Genomic DNA, 26,120 nt, shown 5'->3' on the forward strand with positions numbered 1-26,120 from the left:
TAAATAAGCTATATTTGAAATGTTGCTAACTACAAAAAACAAAACAAATTAAACATCGTTAAAAAAAAGAGAATACATCCAATAAAATACATTTTTAAATTGATATATTTTTTGCAAGTGATATTTTGCAGCATAAAATAATATATAGATAAAAATTTGCAGACTTTTATTCTTTGTATTTTTGTTTTTTCCTTAATCTCACTTTGGTATACTTCCAATCGTTCCCGGATGGTATTGTTTTTAATGATGACAGTCATTGTTATGAATTAGATAATGCTTAATGGAGACGAAGGTGGAATACATAAAAGAATATAGCCAGCAACCTCAGCAAAGCTCTTTCCTGGAAAAAAAGAATCATATAATTCCTTCAGAAAATATGTCTGACGATGAGTTCTGGTTTCTAATCGAACTGACACCCATCCGCAGCGATAAAATCATCAGGGCATTGCATGATTATTTCGTATTAAATCACCCAAGATCTCACTGCTGCGATAAATATGGTGTTAGTAATGGCTACTTTGGAGTATGTATCAGCAGGTTTGAGCATGTTATCCAGGTTGTTAAAGCACTACTTAATTATTATAAGATGTCAAAAGACAAAATAATCGAATGAATTCCCTGCGGAATTATTAATTATTTCCGAACAATGCAGTGAGCTTTAAGAGATTCTCGAATTTGTAACCAGTAGACGATATTAAAATCATTACACACCCTGTGTATATGTGAGGCATGCGGATGCGTTTGTCAACTTTCCGCAACTAATATTTAACGATTTTTTGTAATTTTCAACGCTTATATATTTTAAGGTGGGAATATGTCAACGCTGAAGAATACAGTTTTTATTTCTCCGCCTGATATTCCAACGCAGGCCGGACCTGAAAATATCTTTTATGACTTTAATGATGGCGCTCGTATATTGCTTCCTGAAGGGAAATGGCACGTACGTCTGCTGGATGCCGACTCCGATAACGTTCTTTTCTGCTGCGATGCAGATAACGGCTGGGTGACCAGTAGTAAGAAATATTTTGTGCGTTTCCGCATTCAGGTATTCCGTCAGGGGGAAGATACTCCCCTGCTGGATGAAACCCTGAAATTAAAAGACCGACCTGTACTGATTTCATTTCCCACCGGGACGTTAGGTGACCTTCTGGGCTGGTTCCCTTATGCCGAACGCTTCCAGACTCTGCACAAGTGCCAACTGGAGTGCACGATGGCACAAGACATTATTGACTTGTTGGCGCCTCAGTATCCGCAGATACAGTTTTCCACGCCAGATAATCCACGCACGGTGACGCCTTATGCTACCTATCGTGTGGGGCTTTATTTTGGTGGCGATACTGACAACCAGCCCGTGGATTTTCGCAAAGTCGGTTTCCATCGTTCTGCCGGCTACATTCTGGGCGTTGACCCGCGTGAATCGCCGGTCCGGCTTGACTTGTCTGCATCCCGGGTTATTCAGGAGCCTTATGTGTGTATCGCCACACAGTCCACCTGTCAGGCGAAGTACTGGAACAACGGCACCGGCTGGAGTGAGGTTGTCGCACACCTGAAATCACTGGGTTACCGGGTGCTGTGCATTGACCGGGATGCCCATTACGGCCAGGGCTTTGTCTGGAATCACATTCCCTGGGGAGCAGAAGACTTTACCGGCAAGCTCCCCCTTCAGGAACGGGTGAACCTCCTGCGTCATGCCAGCTTCTTCATTGGCCTGCCAAGCGGCCTGTCATGGCTAGCATGGGCTGCCCGTATTCCGGTGGTGCTGATAAGTGGCTTCAGCCTCCCGAACAGCGAATTTTATACCCAGTGGCGGGTATTTAACCCCCATGGCTGCTATGGATGCTGGGACGATACATCGCTGAATTTTGACCACCACGATTTTCTGTGGTGCCCGAGACATAAAAACACCGACCGACAATTTGAATGCACCCGACTGATAACCGGCGCCCAGGTCAATGGCGTCATCAATAAACTTCACCGTTCTTTAACTGAACAGGGTGTTGAGGCCACCCTGAAAAAAGGAGTAAGCAATGAATAAGGTCTATAACACTGTCTGGAATGAATCCACAGGAACGTGGGTCGTAACTTCAGAACTGACCCGTAAAGGGGGCCGACGCCCCCGACAAATCAAACGTACCGTGCTGGCAGGGCTGATTGCTGGTTTGCTTATGCCGTCGATGCCCGCTCTGGCGGCAGCCTATGACAATCAGACAATTGGTAGTGGTGAAACAAGCAAGTCCATGCACCTGTCTGCAGGCGACACGGCAAAAAACACGACCATTAACAGCGGTGGGAAGCAGTATGTCTCCAGTGGTGGCAGTGCCACGAGTACCACCATTAACAACGGCGGGGTTCAGCATGTTTCTAGCGGCGGTAGTGCCACTAGTTCCACCATCAACAGCGGAGGGCACCAGCATGTCTCCAGTGGTGGTAGTGCCACGAATGCAACTGTTAACAATGGTGGGAGACAGACGGTATTCAGCGGCGGCAGTGCCATGGGCACCATAATTAACAGCGGAGGAGATCAGTATGTAATCAGTGGTGGCAGTGCCACAAGCGCATCTGTTAACAGCGGAGCGCGACAGTTTGTCTCCAGTGGCGGCATCGTCAAGGCGACTTCTGTTAATAGCGGTGGTCGCCAGTATGTCCGTGACGGCGGCAGTGCCACGGACACCGTGCTTAACAATACTGGGCGCCAGTTTGTCTCCAGCGGCGGTAGTGCCACTAACACTACAATTAATTCCGGCGGGGGGGTGTATCTCTACGGCGGAAGTGCCACGGGCACCTCTATTTACAACGGCGGACGCCAGTACGTCTCCAGTGGTGGCAGCGCCACTAACACAACCGTTTACAGCGGTGGACGTCAGCATGTTTACATCGATGGAAATGTCACAGAAACGACCATTACAAGCGGCGGCATGCTGCAGGTAGAGGCCGGTGGTTCAGCCTCTAAGGTTACCCAGAACAGTGGCGGTGCTGTCGTCACCAATACCAGTGCAGTCCTGAGTGGTAACAACGCTAATGGCAGTTTCAGTATCGCGGGCGGTAGTGCAGCCAATATGCTGTTGGAGAACGAAGGCTATCTGACAGTATTTAGCGGTCACAAGGCCAGCGATACAACTGTTGGCAGCAACGGGACTCTTGAGGTCCACAGCGGCGGGGTGCTCTACGGTACTACCACCCTGACTGATAAAGGGACGCTCGTCGGTGACATAGTCACAAACGAAGGCAACCTGTATTTCCTCAACAACAGTGCTGCGACCTTCGCAGGTACCCTGACAGGTACCGGTACCCTGACACAGGAAGGCGGAAACACCAGCTTCAGCGGTCTGTTGTCTCAGGACGGAGGGATTGCCCTTAAGAGTGGCGGTGCCATGACGATGGATGCCCTTCAGGCTAAGGCCAATGTGACGACACAGTCAGGCACCACTCTGACTCTGGATAACGGGACCATCCTGACGGGGAACGTTGCGGGAGACAGCACCGGCGCAGGTAACATGGTGGTTAAAGGTGCGTCTGTCTGGCATCTCGATGGCGACTCCACTGTCGGCGCATTAACGCTGGATAACGGGACCGTTGATTTCCGTCCGTCAACAACCACGCGTCTGACGCCAGCCTTCCAGGCGGTTTCGCTAGCGCTCGGAAGCCTGTCGGGTAACGGGACGTTCCGGATGAACACCGATATCGCATCGCATACCGGAGATATGCTGAAGGTTACGGGCAACGCCAGTGGTAACTTTGTACTGGATATCAAAAATACCGGCCGGGAGCCAGTATCCGCTGGTGCGCCGCTTCAGGTGGTGCAGACCGGTGGCGGTGACGCCGCGTTTACCCTGAAAGGCGGGAAAGTCGATGCAGGTACCTGGGAATACAGCCTGAGTAAGGAAAATACCAACTGGTATCTGAAGACTGACACCCCACCTCCGGTTACTCCGCCGACTAACCCGGATGCAGGTAACCCGGATGTTGGCAACCCGGATACAGGTATGCCGTCTCCAGTATATCGCACAACAAAATCTGCCGACGCGGTGCTGGGCATGGCGACTGCACCGGCATACGTCTTCAACAGCGAACTGCAAAATCTGCGTTTCCGTCACGGTAACGTGATGCAAAACACCCGTGCACCAGGCGGTGTGTGGGGCCGTTATACAGGGTCAGATAACCGCATCAGCGGCGGAGCTAGCTCGGGCTATACCCTGACCCAGAACGGTTTCGAAACTGGGGGCGACAAGGTCTTTGAGCTGGATGACAGCCGTTTAGCTGTGGGCGCCTTCTTCTCATACACCGATAACAGCATTAAGCATGCACGTGGAGGAAATAGTTCGATCGACAGTACAGGCGGTGGTTTGTATGCCACCTGGTTTGATAATGACGGATACTACGTGGACGGGGTTATCAAATTCAACCGCTTTAGTAATGAGCTGCGCACCTGGATGAGTGACGGCACGGCGGTGAAGGGAGATTACAGCCAGAACGGTTTCGGCGGCAGTCTTGAAGCTGGCAAGACCTTCAGTTTGAATGAGAATACATGGGCGCAGCCATACGTGCGGACAACGGCGTTCCGGGCAGACTCGAAAGATATCAGTCTGAATAACGGCATGAAAGCCAGCATCGGGGCAACCAAGTCTCTGCAGGCCGAGACCGGCGTGAATCTGGGTATGAATCTTGATATTGCCGGAAAAACAGTCAAACCGTACATCAAGGCTGCGGTTAACCATGAGTTTTCGGACAACAACAAGGTGCAGATTAACAACCGCTATGACTTCACCAACGATATTTCTGGCACGACAGGTAAATACGGTGTCGGAGTGAGTGCCCAGTTGACACCAAACTCAGGGGTGTGGGCTGAGGCAAACTACCAGAAAGGAGAGAATATCGAGTCTCCGGTGACCGGTAGCGTCGGTTTCCGCATCAATTTCTAACCAGGGATGGAAACGACAGCCACAGATGTGGCTGTCTACCCTTCGACTGAACATTCACACAATGAGCGGTGCCGGTCAGGCGCCTCTCATTTTTCTAGAATGACCGAAGCATGGTTCAATGAACGGTCTTTCGCTTTTAAATTTGAATGAACAATTCCATGAAACGATGGCCTAAATTTACTGTAAAACCGTGACCAATATTACTTGACCACTTCATTCCCAGGGCCGACCGTATCCACGTTCCCGCCTGCTCTTACCTGCCTGATAGTTGCGCCAGCCATCACCAGCATGCTGCTGTCGGTGTTGGTCACAATATCCGCTGACATCGTTGGTGATTGCCGCACACCCTTTGTGTCGGCATGTGCGTTTAGCGCGCGCTGGCATCGGCATAGTCCTGTATGTTGGATACAAATTATGTTGTACTCGGAGAGAAAAACGGAAATGGCATCTAGCGGAGAATATTCATAAATAGCGAGAATATGCACGGTCGCCGCCCCGTAACAATCAGGATTACCAGAAAGGTCCCAAAAAAATGAGAATGATTATCAAAACATTCACATGCGGTCAATGGAATAACAGATTCTTAATCTCTCAACGAAAATAAGGATTTGTTAAGCTTCATGCTTTATGTTCGATGTAACACACTGTTTGAGGCAAGAATAATGATCAGATTCTCAAAACTTCAGATTCGCTTACACTGGTTAACCCTGATGTTAATAGCGATAACCTATGCGGCTATGGAGCTGCGCGGATGGTTTCCCAAAGGCAGCAATACCTACCTTCTTATGAAAGAAACACATTACAATGCCGGGGTATTTGTCTGGTTTTTAATGATAATACGGTTAATTATTAAACATAAGTATCATGACCCAGCTATCACTCCGCCCCCGCCTGCATGGCAGATGATGGCTGCTAAAATAATGCATATCCTGCTCTACATTTCTTTTGTGGCTCTACCATTACTAGGTATTGCAATTATGGCTTACGGTGGAAAGGACTGGAGTTTCTTAGGTTTTAACGTTGTATCGTTCGTTACTCCTGACGAGGAAACAAAATCACTTATCAAAGATATTCACGAAACACTGGCAAACATCGGATATTTTTTAATCGCAGCGCATGCTGGTGCAGCGTTATTTCATCACTACATCCAGAAAGATAACACTCTTTTGAGGATGATCCCTGATTGTAACGATAAGAAATAAATACAAATTTTAATGTTTATAATTACAGCAAGCGCTCAGTGAATGCCTGCTGAAATGCCAAGAGTAATGACAAAAAAACCGCCCGCAGGCGGTTAGCTTGCTAATTTATTGGTTAGTCTTTATCTGACCAACTAAACGCGCCATCACTTCCGCATTCAGGGCAAGAATCACGTGGGAAATTATAATTGGCAGCCCAACGGGAAAAACTATCAGGCGTTGGATAGCTCTCACCAGCCTCTTCGTCATACTGGAATTCGATCTCGTCTGCGTATGTTTCCGCTAAACGATCAGATACATCTTCATCCCAGTAACGATTTTCACAATCACAACACACTACTGTTATCGTGCCCGACATAGATACTTGCCCCATTAGTAAGTGAATACATATCATATCTAATCGGTGATACTGGCAAATTCTTTTTATGTGATCCCTGCCGCAGGGTACAAAAAAGGCCGCTCAGTGGCGGCCCCTATTCAGCAAGTGCTTTAGCTAATCCCGGCAAAGGAATCTGTCCCTGCTTTTCGAGTCGTTCAATTTTCGCTAGCAGGACAGGCTTTTTCACCCTTCCCCAACGGTTAAGCAGGCGCCCGGACATACTCGCTACATCCTTCTCTTTCATGAACTCCAGCATTACAGCGTTCCGCTCTGCCTCAAAGTTATGTTTGCCTTGGGCGATCATGTCTGCCATCCAGTCGAACGCGGCAATGTAGGCCTCTTTGAATGCAAACGCTGCAGCGCCTGTGAAGCTGAAAACCAGCATGGTCCAGCCGTTCCGGGTCATTCTATAAAATGGCTGAGGCTTGCCGTTCTGTAACTCGTTGTTTTCATAGCAAAGCGTAAAATTGCGCTCTGCAAAATCCGAGGAGCATGAGCTGATCACCTTTCTAGTCTTTCTCATCACATCCTTATGGCTCTTCCCGAACGCCTTCGCCACCTTGAATGTGTCAGTTGCTGATTCCGTACCGGACAGGAAGATAAGCTCACGAAAATCGAAGCCGTTCATAACAGTTGGGTATGTCATAGCGTGTACCTTACTTTGAGATGAACCTTTGCCGCATAGGAGATCAGCCCGTCGAGGCTCGCCAGCACTAACTGACTCCTCAAAGGCTCATTCCAAAGGGTTGGGTTCGACGTGGTTGGATGCGCTGCGGTGCGCGGTGAAATTCGGATACAAAAAACCCCGCACGATGGCGAGGCTTGGTGCTGCTCTTTTTCAGAGCGAGATTTTAAGAGCGGATGCTAATGTGACAGCATGTCGTATTTATATTGTTCATTTGATCATTAGTCAATAGGTGAGCAATTCGCCTTCCAGGTTTTGTTATGCGTCAGGATGTCTTTCTTCGTCTGTTTAGCCAACACATCCTAGTAGTAGAACATGCCATAGCCGAATAGATACATGGCATGGATGCTATGCTATGCTATGCTATGCTATGCTATGCTATGATTTCATTTATCATACAAATCAGGCGTATATTCTTATACAGCCACTCCAAGTCACAAACTTAGAGAATATCCACTAAGAACCCTTTGCCCTAGCTCTCTCCAGGGCTTTTTTTACCTATTAGAATCACGCGCTCATGCACTCGATGGAAGCTTACTGCAATACTATTACGCTGGTTGTTGAAGAACTTCATACTTAGATAGCGTCATAATTAGCTTAAATGAGCCTTGCCTGTCCCAATAGCCGAGTGATTCACATAGCTCGTCATGGGTCGCATCAGGATGCAGTAGAATATATTGCGCAGCCTCTTGGGCTCTTTTCCAAAGAATACCCACTCTTATTGTCGATGCCCTGGAATCTACTCCTTGTAAGAACCCACTCTCAGCTAAAGCTATGAATGTTACCTTTGGGCATACTTTGTTTCTTACAGCAGGACTTTCACTCAGTGCAAAAATCGCATCAGTCCACGAATCTGTCGGATCTTTATGTTTATGAACAATTATTCGATGGGCAAGTAATGCAGCTTTTTCATAGTTCCCCATACACCCTCCTGATTTCAGAGGATAATGTAGCATTACAGCAGGCACTCAGTGAATGCCTGTTGTAATACCCTTTGTGATGGCAATAAAAAACCGCCCGTAGGCGGCCTGAGAGGCGTAAGCATTGTTCACCCGTTATCCACCCAGTCGCCGCCCTTGGCTGCGTCATATCCGATTTTCTTGGACATGATCTCAATTGCTTGTAACAAGGCTTCGCTTGTATAGTTATTCTTCGTGGTGAGTCGCCACATTTCATGGACGATATGCGCAGGCGATTGGATGCGTTGTATTGCCACAATTACCTTGTACCCGTATTCATCAATGATAATCAGGTCTCCATCATCATCAATGTATGCCAGCGGTTTTTCACTCATGGTATTTCCTCTGCTTGGTGATAGCAGATTGAGTTTAGCCCAAGACTTAATCACCAATATCAAGCCCACCCGGAGATCAGCTTTGGAATGCCAATAAAAAAACCGCCCGTAGGCGGTTGATAGGTGAAAGGCAGGCCAAGTTAACGCGAATTACTGAGGTATTCAGGTATCCCTACTGACGCCATGGCCAGCGTGGGGTCCGAATACAACAACGTCACCTGAGCCCCTTGGCTCTTCATGCATTGACCTAACAGCGTGACCTGTAAGGCGGGAGACTCCAACGTCCCAGACGCGGGTGGTAAAGCTCTCAAGATGGTTGCCCATCCCGGAATTTCTCCCTTCTCACTAGCCTTTCGATTTCTGTTACCCCTGGCTCAGGAACCCCGACGTCACGATCAACGGTTGCTTAAGGGGAAGTCCAAAAACTGGGTCAAAAGGACCTCCTTGAACTTTCCGTGGGTTAACATCTTGATGATAACGAAGCGGCGGTATTCCGCAATAATTTTTGTGACTTATTGAGTGATATGGACGGTACTGTTTGAACCGTTCGCTTGTCACGATTTGTTATGCGTCAGCATATCACGCTTAGTCCGAAGGCCTATAACGCCAATCTCTTAATCTGTAAACCAGATGGGTTTACCAAGACTCTGGCTGTGTCAACAACCGTCTGCAAACTTTAGCGAACTTCGCAGAGGTGTAATTCATCCACCAGTCCTTCGGTGATATACCCGTTTTGGCATGCTCGGCGAGGAACTGGTGTTGCAGTGCTCCCCAGTCCGGTTTTGCCATAAGGTTTTCCTGTTATATATTCATTTTAAACAACATGGAGAGATAATATGAGCGTTAAGGTGTTCCGAAGTGACATTCAACCAGATTGCGAATCAGCTTATCATCAATGGCTTAAAGACAATCCCGATGGATATGTCGTTAACACCTTAAAATCAGCTAGGGGTCAGGCTAGCAAGAGTGATGAACGCTTTACCAGAGTTCATCGGGCTAAATGTAAAACAATCAACCCGCAACCTGGACTGACGGAAAGGAAAGGCTTCACAACTGGTAGATACCAGAAGCTTTGCGCAGCAACCTTTGAATTGGCTGAGAGAGAAGCAAGATCAGTTACTGGGCTGGCAAACGTGAAGAAATGTCCTTGTAACTGATATGTGGTTATAGCCATTAAAAAAGCCACTCGAGTGTGGTCTTTTTAATAGCAAATAAATTAACCAGGGCGTTTAAGTAAATGATTCATATCACTTTAAAAAACCTGATACTGTCCCTATGAGTCCTAAAAACAAACCTATATATGTTGCCAGTTTTATTAAGAAATCACTTCTTTTTTGTCTTTTAAGAAAAATAGCTATTTTTTCTGACAAGTCGTCTATAGTTTTCGGCTCCGATGACTTTAATCTAGCCTCAATCAATGGCTCAACTAATTTACTAGGAAGTTCGCTAAAAGGTTTTTGCGTGTTAAATTCTCTTATCAGTGCATCTAACTTAGGCTTCAATAAATTTCGGCCATCATCATCACCAAAATCTAATTCAGACTTCATATTAAGCAAAGCCGAGTGGACATTGGCATCACTCAGCCCAAGATTAAATTGCAAATTTTTGAAATCCGAAATATTCAAATCATTATGAAGCAGCCCCTTTGCAAGTTTGTTTTTTAATGTTTTCTTCAATGAAGTATTAATAATCAAAGCCAACAATGAAGTCAAGAGAATCAAAGCTCCTATAATCAGCAAGAAAATAACAACAAGAACAACCCAATCAGGAATAGCCATAACAACCTCTGTGGTATTTCAATGTTGACCATATTATTTAATAATGATTTAAAACACTACTCCTAATTGCTATTTCTCTCCAAATTAATAACTCTTATGGACTCTAATTGTTTGTTCGCTTTGTCAATAGCAGCCAGTAGCGGATTAATCCATAGTACAGCCTGACAGTAAGTTAAGGAACCGGTGGCAGCGGTACTACCACTTGCTGCGTCAGCGTTCCAGGTATCGGCGTGCATTGCGCTGGCACGTAAACGGTTCGCGTAGTTGTGCAGCCCACCAGCTACATCAGCAGGAACAGGTATATCACAGGTCTTTTCACGTCGGAGAATCTCCCGATATTCGATGACGGTTTTCTCAGTGCCAGCATCTATCAGTAAGTTAAGGCGATTGGCGTTCTCGGCTACCTGGTTAAACCGGTTGAAGTTGAAAGCCTGAGTGGTTAATACTGTCGACTGTAGTGCGTTGTCACTGCGCAGCACCCGGTTATCACTCTCAGATGTGGTCAGTGCTGCATTGGTGCGCACCAGCAGTACACTGAGCACCGCGATAATAGTAACCACTGCAACCCCAACAAAACCTAAGACTCTGTTCACTGGTCTATCCCCCAGCACGCCATCGCGCTTTCCTGATCTCGTCGCTCTACCTGCCCATAGCAGCCATTTTTCTGGCCTTTGGTCAGACGACAATCGCGGCCACCGTCTTTAATCCACCAGCGAATAGCTTCACAGGCACCTTTACGGTCTCCAGCATTTATTCGCTTATAGAACGTAGACGGGAAGCATTTTCCGGGGCCGATGTTATACGGACAAACAGATGCTATCCCAGCTTTCTGCGGTTCGGTCAGTGGCACCTTGATGTTTCGCTCAACCCACGCCAGCGCCTTGTCGCGTTCTATGGCGTTCACCTTGGCGCATTTCTCAGCAGAAAGCCTCATGCCCTGAACTACTGGCTTTCCATCAACCATCGTGGCGCCACGACAAATGGTCCATATACCAGAGCCGTCCTTGTACGCTGTTGTGCTGTTACCCTCTTTCTCATCCAGAAACTGATCGAGAATCACGGGTGCGGAAGCCCCGGCAAGAATTAACCCAACGACCGCTGCGCTCAGTTTATTCTTCAGCTTTTGTGGCATAGCCATTGCGACGATCCTCCCGTTCTTTCCAGCGGAAATACCAGTTCACTGCACAGGTAATAACGGTGCATGCGATACCGACAATAATTGCCCAGTCGCTCAGGCTTAACCCTGCAATTCTGTCGGCCAACATCCAGGACACCTCTTTTGCTGTTTTTGCTGTTTCGGCATATGCCTTCGCTGATACACCGAAGCCGGTCAGCGTGGTTCCTGTTCCATATGAAAGTCTGCTGTAAATGGTGCTCATTCTGGTCATAGCCTCACCTCCGATTCTTCGGATGGCGCTGTGTGTGATTAAAGGGTCAGGTTTCACGAGCTGGATTTATCAACAAAGCACGTAGCGGATAATTCCCGTGAGCCTGAAATGAAAAAGGCCGCCATGCGGCAGCCTCGAAGTAAGTACGGTTGTTTACATTGGTGGAGTGAGAGGACCTTCTAACACCTCTGCTTCACCATTATGGCAAATGTCATCGCCTCTGGTCAGATGCCAGACACCTGTGATTGTTTTACCCAATTCCAGATCATCAACAGTGTCATTCATGTAGTACGCTACCTGTACAACTCCGACATGCTGAATCCAGTAATATCCTTCTTTCATAAGCTCCTCCGCGATACTCAGCAGATAGTATAGAGCGGCACAAATAATGCTGTGGTGCAGGAAGCCACAACTTAACCTTTGCTAATAAAGTAATTTCGAAAGATGACGATAATGGGTAATAAATGTAAGGCCGGAGGAACCACCATGAGCATGACAGTTAGCACTTTGGGTCAGGACATACTGCAACGCACAGTAAAACAAGCACCTTCAAGCACTGGCAACTCTGTTTCACAACAAATTCAAAACCTGAAAAAACAAATTGGTGAGTTGACAAAAGAACTCAGCGCCATGGGTTCAAAAATAAATGAAGTAACCTCCGAAGATGAGGCAAAACTGCTTAAACAGCAGATGGAGATGATTCAAAGGCAAATCGAGTCTATATATGCCAAAATTGCTCAATTACAAAAACAAGAAGCAGAAAAAAACCAAATGGCATCGGGAGCATTACCTACGGTAAGTGACAAATCAAGTTCGAACGTTGCAGGGATTAATACTAAAAATATTGATGTCTACGTTTAGCAGTTACCCCTTCTCATTTTTCCTCTGAGCTAGAAACGAAAAAGCACTGGAGCGTTGTGAGAACTTGTTTTCAAGTTAACGATTTCAGCTCGGCGATATGACAGGGGTACTGGTGTAATACACCTCGCGAATACCTCTGTCGTATCGCCGGAAAGCAAAAACCCCGCACTGGCGGGGTTCTCGTTATATTCAAATTGTTCACTTTTCGTCGCTGCCATCGTGGCGCAGCTCTGCCAAGCATGAATTAATTATTCACTTTGCTGGCCCGTTTTCAAACATTTTTACATCATAAAGCACTATAGCCAATTCTCATCGACGCGCTGTACAAATATCATTCAACAAATGAGCTATTCGTTACAAAACGATCGTTTTGAACGATCGATAAATGAAAATCGATCTGTAATACCAATTTTAATTGTGTGGTTATCGCACGTAGACTCAGGGCCAAACCTAATAAATGGAATTATCATGAGCCTTTATCACTACTTGGCCATATATATCGCGGGCTTCATCGCAATGTTTGCTTTGTTAGTTCGTGGGGATCGAGTACACGGCATCGAGTTTGACCTGGCTGATACGTTGATAACCTCCTTTCTGTGGCCCTTCTACTCTGTTGCTATTATCTGTATTGAGATTTATGAGCGGTTTAAACAGAATCGTCACTAATAACCTTTTACCCCGGATACTAACCGGGGTTTTTGTTTCGCATTACAGACTCATCAGCCTCCCGGTCAGTTCCTCTTTTGGTATGACTAAACATCCTCTAATCCGGCTCTCATCTGGTTACGAACCGCAAGGAATGTTTTTACTCTGAATATTTCCAGACACCATCGCACGCGTTTTCTCGCCTCCCCGTCGGTTAACCATGGCGCAATCGCCTGCAGTTCGCGGGTTATGTCTGAGATTTTTTTTCGGGTGGTGTAATACTGAAGACCAACGACATAAACCGGATCGTTTATATCCATTGCCTGCAGTACGCATTGTTCAACAAAATCAACATCATCATTATGCAGGGCTTCGTCAATTACACTGGCAGTTGACTGTGGCCAGAGAATGCTGTGCGCTCTGTTCATTGCCTGCTGTCCACGGTAACCCTCTTCACGTGCCTGATTCAATGCTGCGGTGAAGCGCTCTAGCGCCTTATCTGACCAGTTCTGTCCCTTAAGCACATTCCAGCACGCATGTCCTCGCGGCATACGTGGTGCCGTTTTTCCTCCCACACCATCGCCCCATGTAGTGAGCAGGGATTTAATCCATCCGGACTGGATCCCCGTCAGGAGGATACATTTACCCAGCCAGCTTTTACGCGTCGCAGATGCGGCTTTGCCAAGTGCTTCAAAATGATTGTGGCGTTGACGTGGTGTCATCTTGTTCTTCTCCTTACGCCAGAACGCCGAGCCTATAAGCCCGGTCCAGCACTCTGATAATCATTACCCGCTGAGGCACATGTTTTTGCTCAAACTTCACCGGGTCGTTATGTAGTTCTGTATGGCACTGACGACACAAAGGGATCGTGAAAATATCATGCGCTTTCGTAGCCATCCCTCCCTGCCCCCAGCCGATTAAGTGGTATGGATCATCTGATGGTTTGCCGCAGCATTCGCAGGGCTGTGTTTTAATCCATTCCAGATATCGGGGGGCCGTCCAACGGATACGCTTTGGACGTTTCATATAGGTTTGCGGTGACTCAGGATCGACCAGAACACCAACTATGGGCTTAACCGCAGGTACCTGCGCTGGTGGCATGTTCACAGTTACTGTGCTGGCTTTGGCTGTAATGATGCTGGTGGCGGTTAGACCCGGTTCGATGTCGCATTCATGCATGACTGACTGATGATTTTCCGAAGGAATACGAAGCGCCCGCCAGCGACAGTTCTCTGGAAGGATCCTGATTCAGCGCCACCATGATGCTGTTGATAATCCAGCTAATAACATTACGTCTCGCCAGCTCTGCAAGTTGTTCGCTGTAGTGGTCACGCAGATGGTTATCACAATGTCCACATAGGAGAACCGATCCGGGTTCATGACGCAGAGTGGTTAACTCGTGATAATGGTAATCGCTGTGTGGCCACTGGCAGCAGCTACCGCCATAACGCAGAAGCCAGTAATCAAGGCCACTCAAACCACCAGCAGGCAAACGCTCCATACCTGCTGGCTGGCTTTCCACCAGCACACGTTCACAACTGAATAATGACATCAGCTCGCTGCCCGGCTTGAGCAGCACAATCCCAAGCTCACGCGCAACCACCGGCTTCAGCAGCGTCCTCATTCTGCTATCTCCCCGGTAATTATTTGTCCCTTCTCTCCCCATAATTTAGTGACGCGTGAATCCCAGATGTGAGCGTCATCTTCGTAAATAGCATCCATCAGAGCTTTTATCATGTTGTCAAAATCAGGTTTTGTCTGGTGTGGTTTACCGTTGAACTCAGTCCGTTTCTTATTGTTCCAGCTCGCTGGCATAGGAAGAATGAAGGTGACATGCGAACCGCTTTCCGGCAGCTCAACCCCCTGCAGACGAACTTCATCACAGAAAGCCCGGTAACGCAGAACCTCGGGGAGCTTTATCCATTTGTCAGCGCGCGTCATTCTGGGCTTGCAGCATGTACTGTTGTGGCTGGCGGCATCGGAGTTATGTATGTCGCAACTCATTTTCAGCGAAGAGTGGATGGTTGAAGCGCGACTAACAGAAAAGACCGGCTTGTCGGAAAGACAAATTAAAAGTTATCGGTTGAATTTGTGGATCGAAGGCGTGCATTTCAAACATCTGACAGCTCTCGGCGAAACTGACAATTCTAAAGGTCTGCTTTGGTACAACTATCCAAAGATTAACCAATTAGTACAGGATGCATGATGGACTTTCCAACCGGCGTTGAGCTGCATAATGGAAAAATACAGATCACTTTTACCTATCGCGGCAAACGTTGCCGCGAAGTCCTTCGCGGCTGGACGGTGAACAGCAGCAACATCAAAAAAGCTGGAAATCTTCGCGCGCTCATAACAAGTGAAATACAGCTCGGTAAGTTCGACTATGCGGAACGTTTCCCGGAATCCAAAGCGCTTAAGAAGTTCATCACAACCAAAAAAATCACCACGTTTAAAGAACTAAGTGATTTTTTTTACAGACACCAAAGCCTTAGAGGTATCTGGTGCAACACTGCTATCGCTTACTTCGGTCGTAAATACGTTACTACGTGTAATCGGAGAAAATACCCGTCTGGTAGATATTGAGCATGCCGACATCTTGCATTACCGAAAGGAGTTATTGACCGGGACAATTATTAACCCGGCGATGCCGAATCTGGCCAGGCAGGGCCGCGCGCCCTCAACAGTCAATAAACAGATGGCAGTTTTATCAGAAATGCTTAAGCTCGCAAACCGAAGCCAGTTTATATTGCATGCTCCTTATGAAGGAGTGTCGCGACTCAAGTTATCTAAAAATGATCCCGACCCACTTTTACTTCATGAGTACCAGGCACTGATAGCCGCCCTTCCCCGTAGCCAGGCATTAATCATCATTGTTGCCGTTCATACGGGGATGAGGCCGGGCGAGATATGCGCCCTGGCATGGGAAGACATTGATTTGGTAAAAGGTGAAATCCACGTATCCAGAAGTTTGACGAATAAGCGAGTATTTGTTCCCCCTAAGACAGATGCCGGAATAAGGACGATAACGTTGCTTAGACCTGCGCTGGATGCACTAAAGGAACAATACGAAATCACCGGCGCTAATCCGAAGCAAGAAATTCGATTTCACCATCGGGAGATCGGAAAAACTGAGCAGCAATCTCTTCGCTTCGTTTTTTCACCGACAGCATATTCGTCCAGGAAAGGCAGTTATTTCTCCAAGAACTCGATTGCCTATGGCTGGAAGCGAGGCACTAAACTTGCCAATATCCGCGAAAGGAACCCTTATCAGTCACGGCATACCTACGCATGCTGGACGTTGATGGCCGGAGCGGACCCGTCATTCATAGCGAGTCAGATGGGACATGAAGATGCGCGCATGGTGTACGAGGTTTACTCCAAGTGGATTGGCGACATGAACCAGGATCAGGTCAACATGCTGAACAATCAGATGCCAACAGCACTGCCCCAGGGCGCCCCCACGGGCAGGGGAGCATGAGAAAAGTTATTTAATTTCATAGCGCTGCTTTCAATCCACATAATCAGCGTTAAACTATTCATACCATTATTTTAGGGAGAAACGATGATGCGCGTACTGGTTGTCGAGGATAATGCTTTATTACGCCACCACCTCAAGGTTCAGTTGCAGGATTTAGGGCATCAGGTGGATGATGCAGAAGATGCGAAGGAAGCGGACTATTATCTGAATGAACATCTGCCGGATATCGCGATCGTTGATTTAGGACTCCCCGATGAAGATGGTTTGTCGCTGATCCGCCGCTGGCGCAGTAATGAGGTTTCGCTGCCAATTCTGGTATTAACCGCGCGTGAAGGCTGGCAGGATAAAGTGGAAGTCCTCAGCGCTGGCGCTGACGATTACGTCACCAAACCGTTTCACATCGAAGAAGTGGCTGCGCGCATGCAGGCACTGATGCGCCGCAACAGCGGTCTGGCATCGCAAATTATCTCCCTTCCGCCTTTTCAGGTGGACCTCTCTCGACGCGAGTTATCCGTCAATGATGAAGTTATCAAGCTCACTGCGTTTGAATACACCATTATGGAAACGCTCATCCGTAATAATGGCAAAGTGGTCAGTAAAGATTCGCTCATGCTGCAGCTTTACCCGGATGCCGAGCTGCGCGAAAGTCACACCATTGATGTTCTAATGGGGCGTCTGCGTAAGAAAATTCAGGCGCAATATCCGGACGACGTCATCACCACCGTGCGTGGTCAGGGATATCTTTTTGAACTGCGCTAATGAATAAACTATTGCGTCATTTTTTCCCGCTATCGCTGCGGTTGCGCTTTTTACTGGCAACTGCGGGCGTGGTGTTGGTGCTCTCGCTGGCCTACGGCATGGTTGCTCTGGTGGGCTACAGCGTCAGCTTTGATAAGACAACGTTTCGCCTGCTGCGGGGTGAAAGTAATCTGTTTTATACCCTGGCAAAGTGGGAAAACGGCAAGATAAACGTCGAGTTGCCTGAAAATCTCGATATGCAAAGCCCAACAATGTCGCTGATCTATAACGAAAGCGGTGAGTTGTTGTGGGCGCAGCGCAATGTTCCCTGGCTGACGAAAAGTATCCAACCGGACTGGCTAAAAACGAACGGTTTTCATGAAATTGAAGCCAATGTAGACGCCACCAGCACTTTACTGGGCGAAGATCACTCCGCTCAGCAGCAGTTAAAAGAAGTCAGAGAAGATGATGACGACGCCGAAATGACCCACTCAGTGGCGGTGAACGTCTACCCCGCCACAGCCAGAATGCCGCAACTGACCATTGTGGTTGTCGACACTATTCCTATAGAGCTAAAGCGCTCGTATATGGTCTGGAGCTGGTTTATTTATGTGCTGGTCGCCAATCTGTTGCTGGTCATTCCGTTGTTATGGGTAGCAGCCTGGTGGAGCCTGCGGCCAATTGAGTCGCTAGCGCGTGAAGTCCGTGAGCTTGAGGAACATCATCGTGAGATGCTAAACCCCGCCACCACACGCGAATTGACCAGCCTGGTTCGTAATCTCAATCGACTTTTAAAAAGTGAACGTGAGCGCTACGATAAATACCGCACCACGTTAACCGATCTCACTCATAGCCTGAAAACGCCACTGGCGGTACTGCAAAGTACGTTGCGCTCAATGCGCAATGAAAAGATGAACGTCAGCGACGCAGAGCCTATCATGCTGGAACAAATCAGCCGTATTTCCCAACAGATAGGCTATTACCTGCATCGCGCCAGTATGCGTGGCAGCAGTGCCCTACTCAGCCGCGAGCTGCACCCGGTCGCGCCGTTGCTGGATAAGCTCACCTCGGCGCTGAATAAAGTGTATCAGCGTAAAGGGGTCAACATTAATCTCGATATCTCACCTGAGATCAGCTTTGTGGGCGAACAGAATGACTTTGTCGAGGTGTTGGGCAACGTCTTGGATAACGCCTGTAAATATTGTCTGGAGTTTGTCGAGATTTCGGCGCAACTGTCTGAGGATCAGCTGCATATTCTGGTCGAAGACGATGGTCCTGGTATTCCGCAAAGCAAACGGGAAGTAGTGTTTGACCGCGGACAGCGCGTAGATACACTACGTCCCGGACAAGGCGTCGGTCTGGCGGTGGCGCGAGAAATCACCGAACAGTATGACGGGCAGATTATTGCTGGTGATAGCCTGCTGGGTGGTGCGCGCATGGAAGTTATTTTTGGTCGCCAGCAGCCGGGCCAGAAAGACGAGTAATCGTCGCATGTAATAAATATGTACTGACTTCACGCTTGAGGTTAAGTATCCGTTATAATCGGTTGCAGATACCAGCCTGCGGGATGCTCACTATGGAATACCAACTCACACTTAATTGGCCCGATTTTCTTGAACGCCACTGGCAGAAACGCCCGGTGGTCTTAAAACGCGGGTTTAATAACTTTATTGATCCTCTTTCTCCTGACGAACTGGCTGGACTGGCAATGGAAAGCGAAGTCGACAGCCGACTCGTCAGCCATCAGGATGGTAAATGGCAGGTTAGCCATGGTCCCTTCGAAAGCTACGACCATCTTGGCGAGAACAACTGGTCTTTGCTGGTGCAGGCGGTCAACCACTGGCACGAACCTACCGCCGCGCTGATGCGCCCGTTCCGTGAATTACCGGACTGGCGTATCGACGATCTGATGATTTCTTTCTCTGTACCCGGTGGAGGCGTTGGCCCGCACCTGGATCAGTACGATGTATTTATCATTCAGGGAACCGGTCGTCGTCGCTGGCGCGTAGGCGAAAAGCTGCAGTTGAAGCAGCACTGCCCTCACCCGGATCTCCTTCAGGTCGACCCGTTTGAAGCTATCATCGATGAAGAGCTGGAACCCGGCGATATCCTGTACATTCCACCGGGATTCCCGCACGAAGGCTATGCGTTAGAAAACGCGATGAACTATTCGGTTGGCTTCCGTGCGCCAAACACTCGCGAGCTGATCAGCGGCTTCGCCGATTACGTTTTACAACGCGAACTGGGCAGCACCTATTACAGCGATCCTGATCTGCCACCGCGCGATCATCCGGCAGATGTTCTGCCGCAGGAAATGGACAAGCTGCGCGAAATGATGCTGGGCCTGATTAATCAGCCAGAACATTTCCAGCAGTGGTTTGGCGAGTTTATTTCTCAGTCTCGTCATGAGCTGGATATTGCCCCGCCGGAGCCACCGTATCAGCCAGACGAAATTTATGATGCCCTGAAACAAGGTGATGTGTTAGTGCGTCTGGGCGGATTGCGCGTATTGCGCATTGGCGACGACGTCTACGCTAACGGTGAGAAAATTGATTCACCGCATCGTCCTGCGCTGGAAGCGCTGGCCAGTCATATTGTGCTGACGGCTGAGAACTTTGAGGATGCGCTGGAAGATCCTTCTTTCCTTGCCATGCTTGCCGCGCTGGTCAACAGCGGGTACTGGTTCTTCGAAGGGTAATGCGGACTGTGCCTGATGCGACGCCATGCGTCTTATCAGGCCTACTGGAGTGAAATATTGTAGGCCGGATAAGCAAAGCGCCATCCGGCAACTACACATATTTTATTTTTGTTTCGCGGCCAATTCAGCAATACGCACAATCACCTGCACCGCTTTTTCCATTCCTTCCAGGGTTACAAACTCATGCTTACCATGATAGTTGTAGCCACCGGTGAACAGATTCGGACACGGTAATCCCATAAATGACAGCTGTGCGCCGTCAGTGCCGCCACGGATCGGTTTCAGCACCGGCTCAATATCGCAATCGCGCATCGCCTGCTGGGCGATATCCAGCACGTGCGGATGCTCAATCACTTTTTCGCGCATATTGTAGTAACTGTCTTCAATCACCAGTTCGATATAGCAGTCCGGGTGTAACCCTTTGCCGACCTTCTTGGCGATATCCATGATCTTGCGTTTACGCGCTTCAAACTGCTTACGGTCAAAATCACGAATAATGTAGTGCATATCCGCCCGATCGACCGTCCCTTTCATGCTCGCCAGATGATAAAAGCCTTCGTAGCCTTCCGTCTTTTCCGGGCTTTCATCTGCCGGAACCTCTGCATGAATACGCGCCGCCAGCGACAGCGCATTCACCATCACCCCTTTTGCGGTGCCGGGATGCACATTGTTGCCAACAATTTTGATATTAACCGACGCGGCGTTGAAGTTCTCAAACTCCAACTCACCTACGCCACCACCGTCAACGGTATAGGCCCACTGCGCATCGAATGCCGCAACATCAAAATGCTTCGCCCCTTTACCCACTTCTTCGTCCGGCGTAAAGGCCACGCGGATATCACCGTGCGGAATATTTTTTTGGATAAGCACAGCCAGTGCGGTCATGATTTCCGCCACGCCTGCTTTATCATCCGCGCCCAGCAACGTTTTACCGTCTGTGGTGATCAGCGTCTGACCCAGAAGTTGATGCAGCACCGGGAACATCACCGGCGATAAAACTTCATCACCAATGCCTAACGCAATATCGCCACCGCGATAGTTTTCAACGATTTGCGGATTGACATTTTTACCGCTGAAATCCGGTGAGGTATCCACATGGGAAATAAAGCCGATCGCGGGAATATTGCCAGCAACGTTCGCGGGTAACGTTGCCATCAGCGTGCCTTTTTCGCTCAGTGAAATATTAACCAGCCCCATCTCTTCGAGCTGTTGTTTGAGCAGTTGTAATAATTTCCACTGTCCTTCGGTGCTGGGTACCTGCCGCACGCCCGATTTTGATTGGGTGTCCAGCGACACGTAGTGTAAAAAACGCTCAAGTAGTTTATCCATGCAGTCACCCTCACTTTTTGTGACAACATTATCAATAAGCAACAAAAGACAAATATTGCGTCAGGTCACTTTTATCCCCGCAAGTGAGAATATTTCGCCCTGACATCCCCTCTGACTATAGGGCTAAGTCAGTAATTCGCAACAAGGATTGGCGATTACAATGGTTTGCCGTAGAATAACGGCCCTCATTAAGAGTCATCAAGGTGGTTAACCACAAACCCCGCATCGGTCAGCCATCCGTTGCGTTTACATGGGACAGAGTAAAAAATTGAATAAACAACCGCGTTCGCTTTCTCCACTGGTGCAATTAGCGGGAATTCGCAAAAGTTTCGATGGCAAAGAGGTGATTTCCAGCCTGGATTTGACCATCAATAATGGCGAGTTTCTTACGCTGCTTGGCCCCTCTGGCTGCGGTAAAACAACCGTTCTTCGCCTGATTGCCGGTCTGGAAACGGTTGATTCCGGTCATATTTTGTTGGACAACGAGGACATCACTCACGTTCCAGCGGAAAATCGCTACGTGAATACCGTCTTCCAAAGCTATGCGCTATTCCCCCACATGACTGTGTTTGAAAATGTGGCCTTTGGTTTGCGCATGCAAAAAACGCCCGCAGCCGACATTTCTCCCCGCGTTACCGAAGCCCTGCGCATGGTGCAACTGGAAGAGTTCGCCCAGAGAAAACCGCATCAACTTTCCGGCGGACAGCAGCAGCGCGTAGCGATTGCCCGAGCAGTGGTCAACAAACCCCGCTTACTCTTGTTAGATGAATCCCTCTCTGCGCTGGACTACAAACTGCGTAAGCAGATGCAGAATGAACTGAAAGCACTGCAGCGTAAGCTTGGTATCACTTTTGTCTTTGTCACACACGATCAGGAAGAAGCGCTAACCATGTCCGACCGCATCGTGGTGATGCGCGATGGTAAGATTGAGCAGGACGGTACGCCGCGCGAAATCTACGAAGAGCCAAAGAATCTGTTTGTCGCCGGGTTTATCGGCGAGATCAATATGTTTAACGCCACGGTGATTGAACGTCTGGATGAACAGCGTGTTCGTGCTAACGTTGAAGGCCGCGAGTGCAATATTTATGTCAACTTCGCGGTAGTTCCCGGACAAAAGCTGCACGTCCTGTTACGCCCTGAAGATTTGCGCGTTGATGAAATCAATGATGATAATCATATCGAAGGCCTGATCGGCTACGTGCGCGAACGCAACTACAAAGGCATGACGCTGGAGTCGGTTGTAGAACTGGAAAATGGCAAGATGGTGATGGTCAGCGAATTCTTCAACGAAGACGATCCTGACTTTGACCACTCGCTCGACCAGAAAATGGCAATTAACTGGGTAGAAAGCTGGGAGGTCGTACTGGCTGATGAAGAGCACAAGTAAATTCCAGAGTGTGGTGATCTTCACCATTGTCGGTTGGCTTGTGTTATTTGTCTTTCTGCCCAACCTGATGATCATCGGCACCAGCTTTTTGACCCGTGACGACGCCAATTTCGTCAAAATGGTCTTTACGCTGGAGAACTATACGCGCCTGCTCGATCCGCTCTATTTTGAGGTACTGGTTCACTCCCTCAATATGGCGCTGATTGCCACGCTCGCCTGTCTGGTACTCGGCTACCCGTTTGCCTGGTTTTTGGTGAAACTGCCGGAAAAAGTACGCCCGCTGCTGCTGTTCCTGCTGATTGTTCCGTTCTGGACCAATTCTCTGATTCGCATCTACGGACTCAAAATTTTCCTCAGTACCAAAGGCTATCTCAACGAGTTTCTGTTATGGCTCGGCGTTATCGATACACCCATTCGCATTATGTTTACCCCCAGCGCGGTGATTATCGGGCTGGTATACATCCTGCTGCCGTTTATGGTGATGCCGCTCTATTCCAGCATTGAAAAGCTCGATAAACCGCTGCTGGAAGCCGCACGCGATTTAGGCGCCAGTAAGCTTCAGACCTTCACCCGCATCATTATTCCGTTGACGATGCCGGGAATTATCGCCGGATGCCTGCTGGTCATGCTGCCCGCAATGGGGCTGTTTTACGTTTCCGACTTAATGGGCGGCGCGAAAAACCTGCTGATTGGTAACGTAATTAAAGTTCAGTTCCTGAACATCCGCGACTGGCCGTTTGGTGCAGCCACCAGCATTACGCTGACCATCGTAATGGGTCTGATGCTGCTGATCTACTGGCGCGCCTCCCGCTTACTGAACAAGAAGGTGGAACTCGAATGATCGGTCGACTGCTTCGCGGCGGTTTTATGACCGCTATCTACGCGTATCTGTATATTCCAATCATCATTCTGATTGTGAACTCCTTTAACAGTTCGCGCTTTGGCATCAACTGGCAGGGTTTTACTACTAAATGGTACGGCCTGCTGATGAATAACGACAGCTTGTTGCAGGCGGCGCAGCACTCGCTGACGATGGCGGTGCTATCCGCCACCTTTGCCACCTTGATCGGCTCACTCACTGCGGTTGCGCTGTACCGTTACCGTTTTCGCGGTAAACCGTTCGTCAGTGGCATGCTGTTCGTGGTGATGATGTCGCCGGATATTGTGATGGCAATATCTCTGCTGGTGCTGTTTATGCTGATCGGCATTCAACTGGGCTTCTGGTCGCTGCTGTTCTCGCATATCACTTTTTGTCTGCCTTTTGTGGTGGTGACGGTTTACTCTCGCCTGAAAGGTTTTGATGTCCGCATGCTTGAGGCGGCTAAAGATTTGGGTGCCAGCGAAGTAACTATTCTGCGCAAGATAATACTGCCACTGGCTATGCCTGCGGTGGCTGCGGGTTGGTTGCTGAGTTTTACGCTGTCGATGGATGATGTTGTTGTTTCATCTTTCGTCACCGGACCGGGTTATGAAATTTTGCCATTAAAAATCTACTCAATGGTTAAAGTCGGCGTATCACCAGAGGTGAACGCGCTGGCGACCATTTTGTTGGTTCTGTCGCTGGTTATGGTGATTGCCAGCCAGCTTATTGCACGTGATAAAACCAAGGGCCGCTAAGGCCCTTAATTCAGGGGACGTTAAATGATGAAAAAATGGTCACGCCACCTGCTCGCGGCGGGTGCTCTGGCACTGGGCATGAGCGCCGCTCACGCGAATGACAACAACACGCTCTATTTCTATAACTGGACCGAGTATGTCCCACCGGGGCTGCTGGAGCAGTTCACCAAAGAAACCGGCATTAAGGTTATCTATTCGACCTACGAGTCGAATGAAACCATGTACGCCAAGCTCAAAACCTATAAAGACGGCGCATACGATTTGGTGGTCCCGTCCACCTATTACGTCGATAAAATGCGTAAAGAAGGCATGATCCAGAAGATCGACAAGTCGACGTTGACCAACTTCCACAACCTCGATCCGGAAATGCTCAACAAGCCGTTTGACCCAAACAATGACTACTCCATCCCGTATATCTGGGGTGCAACGGCCATTGGCGTCAACAGCGATGCTATCGATCCGAAAACCGTCACCAGTTGGGCCGATCTGTGGAAGCCGGAGTACAAAGGCAGTCTGCTGTTAACGGATGATGCGCGAGAAGTGTTCCAGATGGCGCTGCGCAAGCTGGGATATTCCGGCAATACCACCGATCCTAAAGAGATTGAAGCCGCCTATAACGAGTTGAAGAAGCTGATGCCTAACGTTGCGGCATTTAACTCTGACAACCCGGCCAACCCGTATATGGAAGGCGAAGTTAATCTGGGGATGGTGTGGAACGGCTCCGCGTATGTTGCGCGTCAGGCGGGCACACCGTTGGAAGTGGTATGGCCGAAAGAAGGTGGCATTTTCTGGATGGACAGCCTGTCTATTCCGGCTAACGCGAAAAACAAAGAAGGTGCGCTGAAGCTGATTAACTTCCTGCTGCGCCCGGACGTCGCGAAAGAAGTCGCAGAAACTATCGGTTACCCGACGCCGAACCTGGCAGCACGCAAGCTGTTAAGTCCTGAGGTCGCGAACGACAAAACGCTCTACCCTGACGCGGAAACCATCAACAAAGGGGAATGGCAAAACGATGTCGGTTCCGCCAGCGCTATCTACGAAGAGTATTATCAGAAGCTAAAAGCAGGACGCTAATACTCGTGCAACCCGGCAGGCGTCGCTGCGCCGGGTTGCTACCTGCCAATCCCTACTTTTTACGCCTTTCGACTGATTCCCGCTCCCCCAGTTTCTGGCTATGCTTACAGTATTCCAGGCCGGCTTCTGAGGCTTCCAATGACAACGCTCTGGCTGCTACTTGAGTTGGCTAATCTGATCGTATTTACGCTGGTGATTCTCCCACGTAAGCAGCCGGTAAACGCTCGTCCTTTGCTGCCTGTCACCGCAACCCGCCTGCTACGGCTCACCTTTTTAATACCGATCCTGGTTTTTGGTTATAGCCTGTTTTTCAGTCATCAGATTGGTCCGGTGGAGTGGGGATGTCTGATTTTGGCGATCGTAGGTAACGCGCTGGTCATCAAAGGAAAATGGGATTTGGGGGAGAGCCACACATGGACAGGCTACTATTTACCTCGTGCAAAAAGGGTTACGCGCGGCATTTTTGCCTGGATTGCGCACCCCATGTATACCGGAATTATTCTGGTGATTATCTCGTGCAGCCTGGTTTACATTACCCGACTACCCATATGGCTGAGCGCACTGGGGCTGATCTGTTGTTTTTACATCGTTGGATTTTTGATTATGGCGGCCCTGCGTGAGGACCGCCAGCTTGTACAGGCTTAAACAGTA

General features: G+C 48.7%; 31 protein-coding genes and 1 pseudogene. 17 read left to right on the plus strand and 15 right to left on the minus strand.

The window, feature by feature from the left end:
* The first annotated feature begins 292 nt into the window (after positions 1–292).
* From BZK40_RS22585 to tibA, 3 genes are all read left to right on the plus strand, one after another.
* The gene (locus tag BZK40_RS22585; RefSeq protein ID WP_253193192.1) at positions 293–613 is read left to right on the plus strand and encodes a PapB/FocB family fimbrial expression transcriptional regulator; all 321 of its coding nucleotides are present in this window, start codon (positions 293–295) and stop codon (positions 611–613) included.
* A 201-nt stretch (positions 614–814) separates the two neighbouring features.
* Complete coding sequence (locus BZK40_RS22590; protein WP_079935337.1) at positions 815–2,035, plus strand: autotransporter strand-loop-strand O-heptosyltransferase; 1,221 nt, start codon at positions 815–817, stop codon at positions 2,033–2,035.
* Positions 2,028–4,919: an autotransporter adhesin/invasin glycoprotein TibA gene (gene tibA / locus BZK40_RS22595; RefSeq protein WP_079935338.1), complete on the plus strand. Its 2,892-nt coding sequence runs from the start codon at positions 2,028–2,030 to the stop codon at positions 4,917–4,919. Before BZK40_RS22590 ends, tibA begins: the two co-directional genes overlap by 8 nt.
* A 216-nt stretch (positions 4,920–5,135) precedes the next feature.
* Here the strand turns inward: tibA and BZK40_RS24910 are convergent.
* Positions 5,136–5,303: pseudogene (locus tag BZK40_RS24910) on the minus strand (DUF8602 domain-containing protein); the annotation flags it as partial.
* A 278-nt stretch (positions 5,304–5,581) separates the two neighbouring features.
* Between BZK40_RS24910 and BZK40_RS22605 the strand changes: the two are divergent.
* Positions 5,582–6,121, plus strand: coding sequence for a cytochrome b (locus BZK40_RS22605; RefSeq protein ID WP_079935339.1), 540 nt, complete (start codon positions 5,582–5,584; stop codon positions 6,119–6,121).
* Between the two features lie 112 nt (positions 6,122–6,233).
* Here BZK40_RS22605 and BZK40_RS24560 read toward each other — a convergent pair whose 3' ends face one another.
* The 4 genes from BZK40_RS24560 to BZK40_RS22620 all read right to left on the minus strand — a co-directional run bounded on the left by BZK40_RS24560 (position 6,234) and on the right by BZK40_RS22620 (position 8,476).
* Complete coding sequence (locus tag BZK40_RS24560; RefSeq protein WP_139762123.1) at positions 6,234–6,476, minus strand: hypothetical protein; 243 nt, start codon at positions 6,474–6,476, stop codon at positions 6,234–6,236.
* A 115-nt stretch (positions 6,477–6,591) separates the two neighbouring features.
* Complete coding sequence (locus BZK40_RS22610; RefSeq protein WP_079935340.1) at positions 6,592–7,143, minus strand: Rha family transcriptional regulator; 552 nt, start codon at positions 7,141–7,143, stop codon at positions 6,592–6,594.
* A gap of 587 nt (positions 7,144–7,730) precedes the next feature.
* Positions 7,731–8,105, minus strand: a complete 375-nt coding sequence (locus BZK40_RS22615; RefSeq protein WP_079935341.1) for a DUF6979 family protein — start codon at positions 8,103–8,105, stop codon at positions 7,731–7,733.
* Positions 8,106–8,230: 125 nt separating this feature from the next.
* On the minus strand, positions 8,231–8,476 hold the full coding sequence (locus BZK40_RS22620; protein WP_079935342.1) for a hypothetical protein: 246 nt from the start codon (positions 8,474–8,476) through the stop codon (positions 8,231–8,233).
* A gap of 836 nt (positions 8,477–9,312) precedes the next feature.
* Between BZK40_RS22620 and BZK40_RS22625 the strand changes: the two genes are divergently transcribed.
* Positions 9,313–9,633 carry a hypothetical protein gene (locus BZK40_RS22625; protein WP_079935343.1) on the plus strand — a complete coding sequence of 107 codons (321 nt, stop codon included), beginning with the start codon at positions 9,313–9,315 and terminating at the stop codon, positions 9,631–9,633.
* Between the two features lie 90 nt (positions 9,634–9,723).
* On the opposite strand, the gene BZK40_RS22630 is transcribed toward BZK40_RS22625, so the two are convergent.
* From BZK40_RS22630 to BZK40_RS22650, 5 genes are all read right to left on the minus strand, one after another.
* A complete protein-coding gene (locus BZK40_RS22630; RefSeq protein WP_079935344.1) occupies positions 9,724–10,254 on the minus strand; it encodes a hypothetical protein in 531 nt (176 codons plus the stop codon).
* Positions 10,255–10,316: 62 nt separating this feature from the next.
* Complete coding sequence (locus BZK40_RS22635) at positions 10,317–10,847, minus strand: hypothetical protein (protein WP_079935345.1); 531 nt, start codon at positions 10,845–10,847, stop codon at positions 10,317–10,319.
* On the minus strand, positions 10,844–11,392 hold the full coding sequence (locus BZK40_RS22640; protein ID WP_079935346.1) for a lysozyme: 549 nt from the start codon (positions 11,390–11,392) through the stop codon (positions 10,844–10,846). Before BZK40_RS22640 ends, BZK40_RS22635 begins: the two co-directional genes overlap by 4 nt.
* Entirely contained in the window at positions 11,364–11,642 is a 279-nt protein-coding gene (locus BZK40_RS22645; protein ID WP_079935347.1) for a phage holin, read from the minus strand. The genes BZK40_RS22640 and BZK40_RS22645 overlap by 29 nt, the downstream gene beginning before the upstream one ends.
* 153 nt (positions 11,643–11,795) lie before the next feature.
* The gene (locus tag BZK40_RS22650; protein WP_079935348.1) at positions 11,796–11,984 is read right to left on the minus strand and encodes a hypothetical protein; all 189 of its coding nucleotides are present in this window, start codon (positions 11,982–11,984) and stop codon (positions 11,796–11,798) included.
* 144 nt (positions 11,985–12,128) lie between these two features.
* Between BZK40_RS22650 and BZK40_RS22655 the strand changes: the two genes are divergently transcribed.
* Entirely contained in the window at positions 12,129–12,503 is a 375-nt protein-coding gene (locus BZK40_RS22655; RefSeq protein ID WP_172111207.1) for a FlxA-like family protein, read from the plus strand.
* Positions 12,504–13,255: 752 nt separating this feature from the next.
* Here the strand turns inward: BZK40_RS22655 and BZK40_RS22665 are convergent.
* From BZK40_RS22665 to BZK40_RS22675, 4 genes are read right to left on the minus strand one after another with little or no spacing between them, the layout of a single operon-like run.
* Positions 13,256–13,870, minus strand: coding sequence for a hypothetical protein (locus BZK40_RS22665; protein ID WP_079935351.1), 615 nt, complete (start codon positions 13,868–13,870; stop codon positions 13,256–13,258).
* Positions 13,871–13,883: 13 nt separating this feature from the next.
* A complete protein-coding gene (locus tag BZK40_RS25040) occupies positions 13,884–14,396 on the minus strand; it encodes a DUF968 domain-containing protein (protein ID WP_458773756.1) in 513 nt (170 codons plus the stop codon).
* On the minus strand, positions 14,320–14,772 hold the full coding sequence (locus BZK40_RS25045; RefSeq protein WP_410734491.1) for a hypothetical protein: 453 nt from the start codon (positions 14,770–14,772) through the stop codon (positions 14,320–14,322). The genes BZK40_RS25040 and BZK40_RS25045 overlap by 77 nt, the downstream gene beginning before the upstream one ends.
* The gene (locus tag BZK40_RS22675) at positions 14,769–15,089 is read right to left on the minus strand and encodes a RusA family crossover junction endodeoxyribonuclease (protein ID WP_324151340.1); all 321 of its coding nucleotides are present in this window, start codon (positions 15,087–15,089) and stop codon (positions 14,769–14,771) included. Before BZK40_RS22675 ends, BZK40_RS25045 begins: the two co-directional genes overlap by 4 nt.
* A 49-nt stretch (positions 15,090–15,138) precedes the next feature.
* Between BZK40_RS22675 and xisR the strand changes: the two genes are divergently transcribed.
* The 6 genes from xisR to roxA all read left to right on the plus strand — a co-directional run bounded on the left by xisR (position 15,139) and on the right by roxA (position 20,062).
* Complete coding sequence (gene xisR / locus BZK40_RS22680; RefSeq protein WP_032943036.1) at positions 15,139–15,354, plus strand: excisionase family protein; 216 nt, start codon at positions 15,139–15,141, stop codon at positions 15,352–15,354.
* Complete coding sequence (locus tag BZK40_RS25050; RefSeq protein WP_410734492.1) at positions 15,351–15,731, plus strand: Arm DNA-binding domain-containing protein; 381 nt, start codon at positions 15,351–15,353, stop codon at positions 15,729–15,731. The genes xisR and BZK40_RS25050 overlap by 4 nt, the downstream gene beginning before the upstream one ends.
* A 34-nt stretch (positions 15,732–15,765) precedes the next feature.
* Entirely contained in the window at positions 15,766–16,626 is an 861-nt protein-coding gene (locus BZK40_RS22685) for a tyrosine-type recombinase/integrase (RefSeq protein ID WP_410734493.1), read from the plus strand.
* Positions 16,627–16,713: 87 nt separating this feature from the next.
* The gene (gene phoP / locus BZK40_RS22690; RefSeq protein WP_003846709.1) at positions 16,714–17,385 is read left to right on the plus strand and encodes a two-component system response regulator PhoP; all 672 of its coding nucleotides are present in this window, start codon (positions 16,714–16,716) and stop codon (positions 17,383–17,385) included.
* The gene (gene phoQ / locus BZK40_RS22695) at positions 17,385–18,848 is read left to right on the plus strand and encodes a two-component system sensor histidine kinase PhoQ (protein WP_008784442.1); all 1,464 of its coding nucleotides are present in this window, start codon (positions 17,385–17,387) and stop codon (positions 18,846–18,848) included. Before phoP ends, phoQ begins: the two co-directional genes overlap by 1 nt.
* A 92-nt stretch (positions 18,849–18,940) precedes the next feature.
* Positions 18,941–20,062 carry a [50S ribosomal protein L16]-arginine 3-hydroxylase gene (roxA, locus tag BZK40_RS22700; RefSeq protein WP_003030786.1) on the plus strand — a complete coding sequence of 374 codons (1,122 nt, stop codon included), beginning with the start codon at positions 18,941–18,943 and terminating at the stop codon, positions 20,060–20,062.
* Positions 20,063–20,164: 102 nt separating this feature from the next.
* On the opposite strand, the gene pepT is transcribed toward roxA, so the two are convergent.
* Complete coding sequence (gene pepT / locus BZK40_RS22705; protein WP_048214418.1) at positions 20,165–21,391, minus strand: peptidase T; 1,227 nt, start codon at positions 21,389–21,391, stop codon at positions 20,165–20,167.
* A 250-nt stretch (positions 21,392–21,641) separates the two neighbouring features.
* Between pepT and potA the strand changes: the two genes are divergently transcribed.
* The 5 genes from potA (at position 21,642) to BZK40_RS22735 (ending at position 26,114) form a co-directional block, all read left to right on the plus strand.
* Positions 21,642–22,778 (plus strand): spermidine/putrescine ABC transporter ATP-binding protein PotA, encoded by a 1,137-nt coding sequence (potA, locus tag BZK40_RS22715; RefSeq protein WP_003832287.1) that lies wholly within the window; start codon positions 21,642–21,644, stop codon positions 22,776–22,778.
* Complete coding sequence (gene potB, locus BZK40_RS22720; RefSeq protein ID WP_032943032.1) at positions 22,762–23,619, plus strand: spermidine/putrescine ABC transporter permease PotB; 858 nt, start codon at positions 22,762–22,764, stop codon at positions 23,617–23,619. The genes potA and potB overlap by 17 nt, the downstream gene beginning before the upstream one ends.
* Positions 23,616–24,395 (plus strand): spermidine/putrescine ABC transporter permease PotC, encoded by a 780-nt coding sequence (potC, locus tag BZK40_RS22725; protein WP_003030794.1) that lies wholly within the window; start codon positions 23,616–23,618, stop codon positions 24,393–24,395. Before potB ends, potC begins: the two co-directional genes overlap by 4 nt.
* A gap of 27 nt (positions 24,396–24,422) precedes the next feature.
* Complete coding sequence (potD, locus tag BZK40_RS22730; RefSeq protein WP_003030797.1) at positions 24,423–25,469, plus strand: spermidine/putrescine ABC transporter substrate-binding protein PotD; 1,047 nt, start codon at positions 24,423–24,425, stop codon at positions 25,467–25,469.
* A gap of 138 nt (positions 25,470–25,607) precedes the next feature.
* Entirely contained in the window at positions 25,608–26,114 is a 507-nt protein-coding gene (locus BZK40_RS22735; protein WP_008784438.1) for a methyltransferase family protein, read from the plus strand.
* Positions 26,115–26,120: the final 6 nt, after the last annotated feature.

It is taken from the genome of Citrobacter portucalensis, assembly GCF_002042885.1.
Taxonomy (GTDB): domain Bacteria; phylum Pseudomonadota; class Gammaproteobacteria; order Enterobacterales; family Enterobacteriaceae; genus Citrobacter; species Citrobacter portucalensis.

Excerpts from the sequence above, each read along its gene's own strand:
- BZK40_RS22590 (WP_079935337.1), top strand. The coding sequence starts at position 815 with ATGTCAACGCTGAAGAATACAGTTTTTATTTCTCCGCCTGATATTCCA.
- tibA (WP_079935338.1), top strand. The coding sequence starts at position 2,028 with ATGAATAAGGTCTATAACACTGTCTGGAATGAATCCACAGGAACGTGG.
- BZK40_RS22605 (WP_079935339.1), top strand. The coding sequence starts at position 5,582 with ATGATCAGATTCTCAAAACTTCAGATTCGCTTACACTGGTTAACCCTG.
- BZK40_RS24560 (WP_139762123.1), bottom strand. The coding sequence starts at position 6,476 with ATGTCGGGCACGATAACAGTAGTGTGTTGTGATTGTGAAAATCGTTAC.
- BZK40_RS22610 (WP_079935340.1), bottom strand. The coding sequence starts at position 7,143 with ATGACATACCCAACTGTTATGAACGGCTTCGATTTTCGTGAGCTTATC.
- BZK40_RS22615 (WP_079935341.1), bottom strand. The coding sequence starts at position 8,105 with ATGGGGAACTATGAAAAAGCTGCATTACTTGCCCATCGAATAATTGTT.
- BZK40_RS22620 (WP_079935342.1), bottom strand. The coding sequence starts at position 8,476 with ATGAGTGAAAAACCGCTGGCATACATTGATGATGATGGAGACCTGATT.
- BZK40_RS22625 (WP_079935343.1), top strand. The coding sequence starts at position 9,313 with ATGAGCGTTAAGGTGTTCCGAAGTGACATTCAACCAGATTGCGAATCA.
- BZK40_RS22630 (WP_079935344.1), bottom strand. The coding sequence starts at position 10,254 with ATGGCTATTCCTGATTGGGTTGTTCTTGTTGTTATTTTCTTGCTGATT.
- BZK40_RS22640 (WP_079935346.1), bottom strand. The coding sequence starts at position 11,392 with ATGGCTATGCCACAAAAGCTGAAGAATAAACTGAGCGCAGCGGTCGTT.
- BZK40_RS22645 (WP_079935347.1), bottom strand. The coding sequence starts at position 11,642 with ATGACCAGAATGAGCACCATTTACAGCAGACTTTCATATGGAACAGGA.
- BZK40_RS22650 (WP_079935348.1), bottom strand. The coding sequence starts at position 11,984 with ATGAAAGAAGGATATTACTGGATTCAGCATGTCGGAGTTGTACAGGTA.
- BZK40_RS22655 (WP_172111207.1), top strand. The coding sequence starts at position 12,129 with ATGAGCATGACAGTTAGCACTTTGGGTCAGGACATACTGCAACGCACA.
- BZK40_RS22665 (WP_079935351.1), bottom strand. The coding sequence starts at position 13,870 with ATGACACCACGTCAACGCCACAATCATTTTGAAGCACTTGGCAAAGCC.
- BZK40_RS25045 (WP_410734491.1), bottom strand. The coding sequence starts at position 14,772 with ATGAGGACGCTGCTGAAGCCGGTGGTTGCGCGTGAGCTTGGGATTGTG.
- BZK40_RS22675 (WP_324151340.1), bottom strand. The coding sequence starts at position 15,089 with ATGACGCGCGCTGACAAATGGATAAAGCTCCCCGAGGTTCTGCGTTAC.
- xisR (WP_032943036.1), top strand. The coding sequence starts at position 15,139 with ATGTCGCAACTCATTTTCAGCGAAGAGTGGATGGTTGAAGCGCGACTA.
- BZK40_RS25050 (WP_410734492.1), top strand. The coding sequence starts at position 15,351 with ATGATGGACTTTCCAACCGGCGTTGAGCTGCATAATGGAAAAATACAG.
- phoP (WP_003846709.1), top strand. The coding sequence starts at position 16,714 with ATGCGCGTACTGGTTGTCGAGGATAATGCTTTATTACGCCACCACCTC.
- phoQ (WP_008784442.1), top strand. The coding sequence starts at position 17,385 with ATGAATAAACTATTGCGTCATTTTTTCCCGCTATCGCTGCGGTTGCGC.
- roxA (WP_003030786.1), top strand. The coding sequence starts at position 18,941 with ATGGAATACCAACTCACACTTAATTGGCCCGATTTTCTTGAACGCCAC.
- pepT (WP_048214418.1), bottom strand. The coding sequence starts at position 21,391 with ATGGATAAACTACTTGAGCGTTTTTTACACTACGTGTCGCTGGACACC.
- potA (WP_003832287.1), top strand. The coding sequence starts at position 21,642 with ATGGGACAGAGTAAAAAATTGAATAAACAACCGCGTTCGCTTTCTCCA.
- potB (WP_032943032.1), top strand. The coding sequence starts at position 22,762 with ATGAAGAGCACAAGTAAATTCCAGAGTGTGGTGATCTTCACCATTGTC.
- potC (WP_003030794.1), top strand. The coding sequence starts at position 23,616 with ATGATCGGTCGACTGCTTCGCGGCGGTTTTATGACCGCTATCTACGCG.
- potD (WP_003030797.1), top strand. The coding sequence starts at position 24,423 with ATGAAAAAATGGTCACGCCACCTGCTCGCGGCGGGTGCTCTGGCACTG.
- BZK40_RS22735 (WP_008784438.1), top strand. The coding sequence starts at position 25,608 with ATGACAACGCTCTGGCTGCTACTTGAGTTGGCTAATCTGATCGTATTT.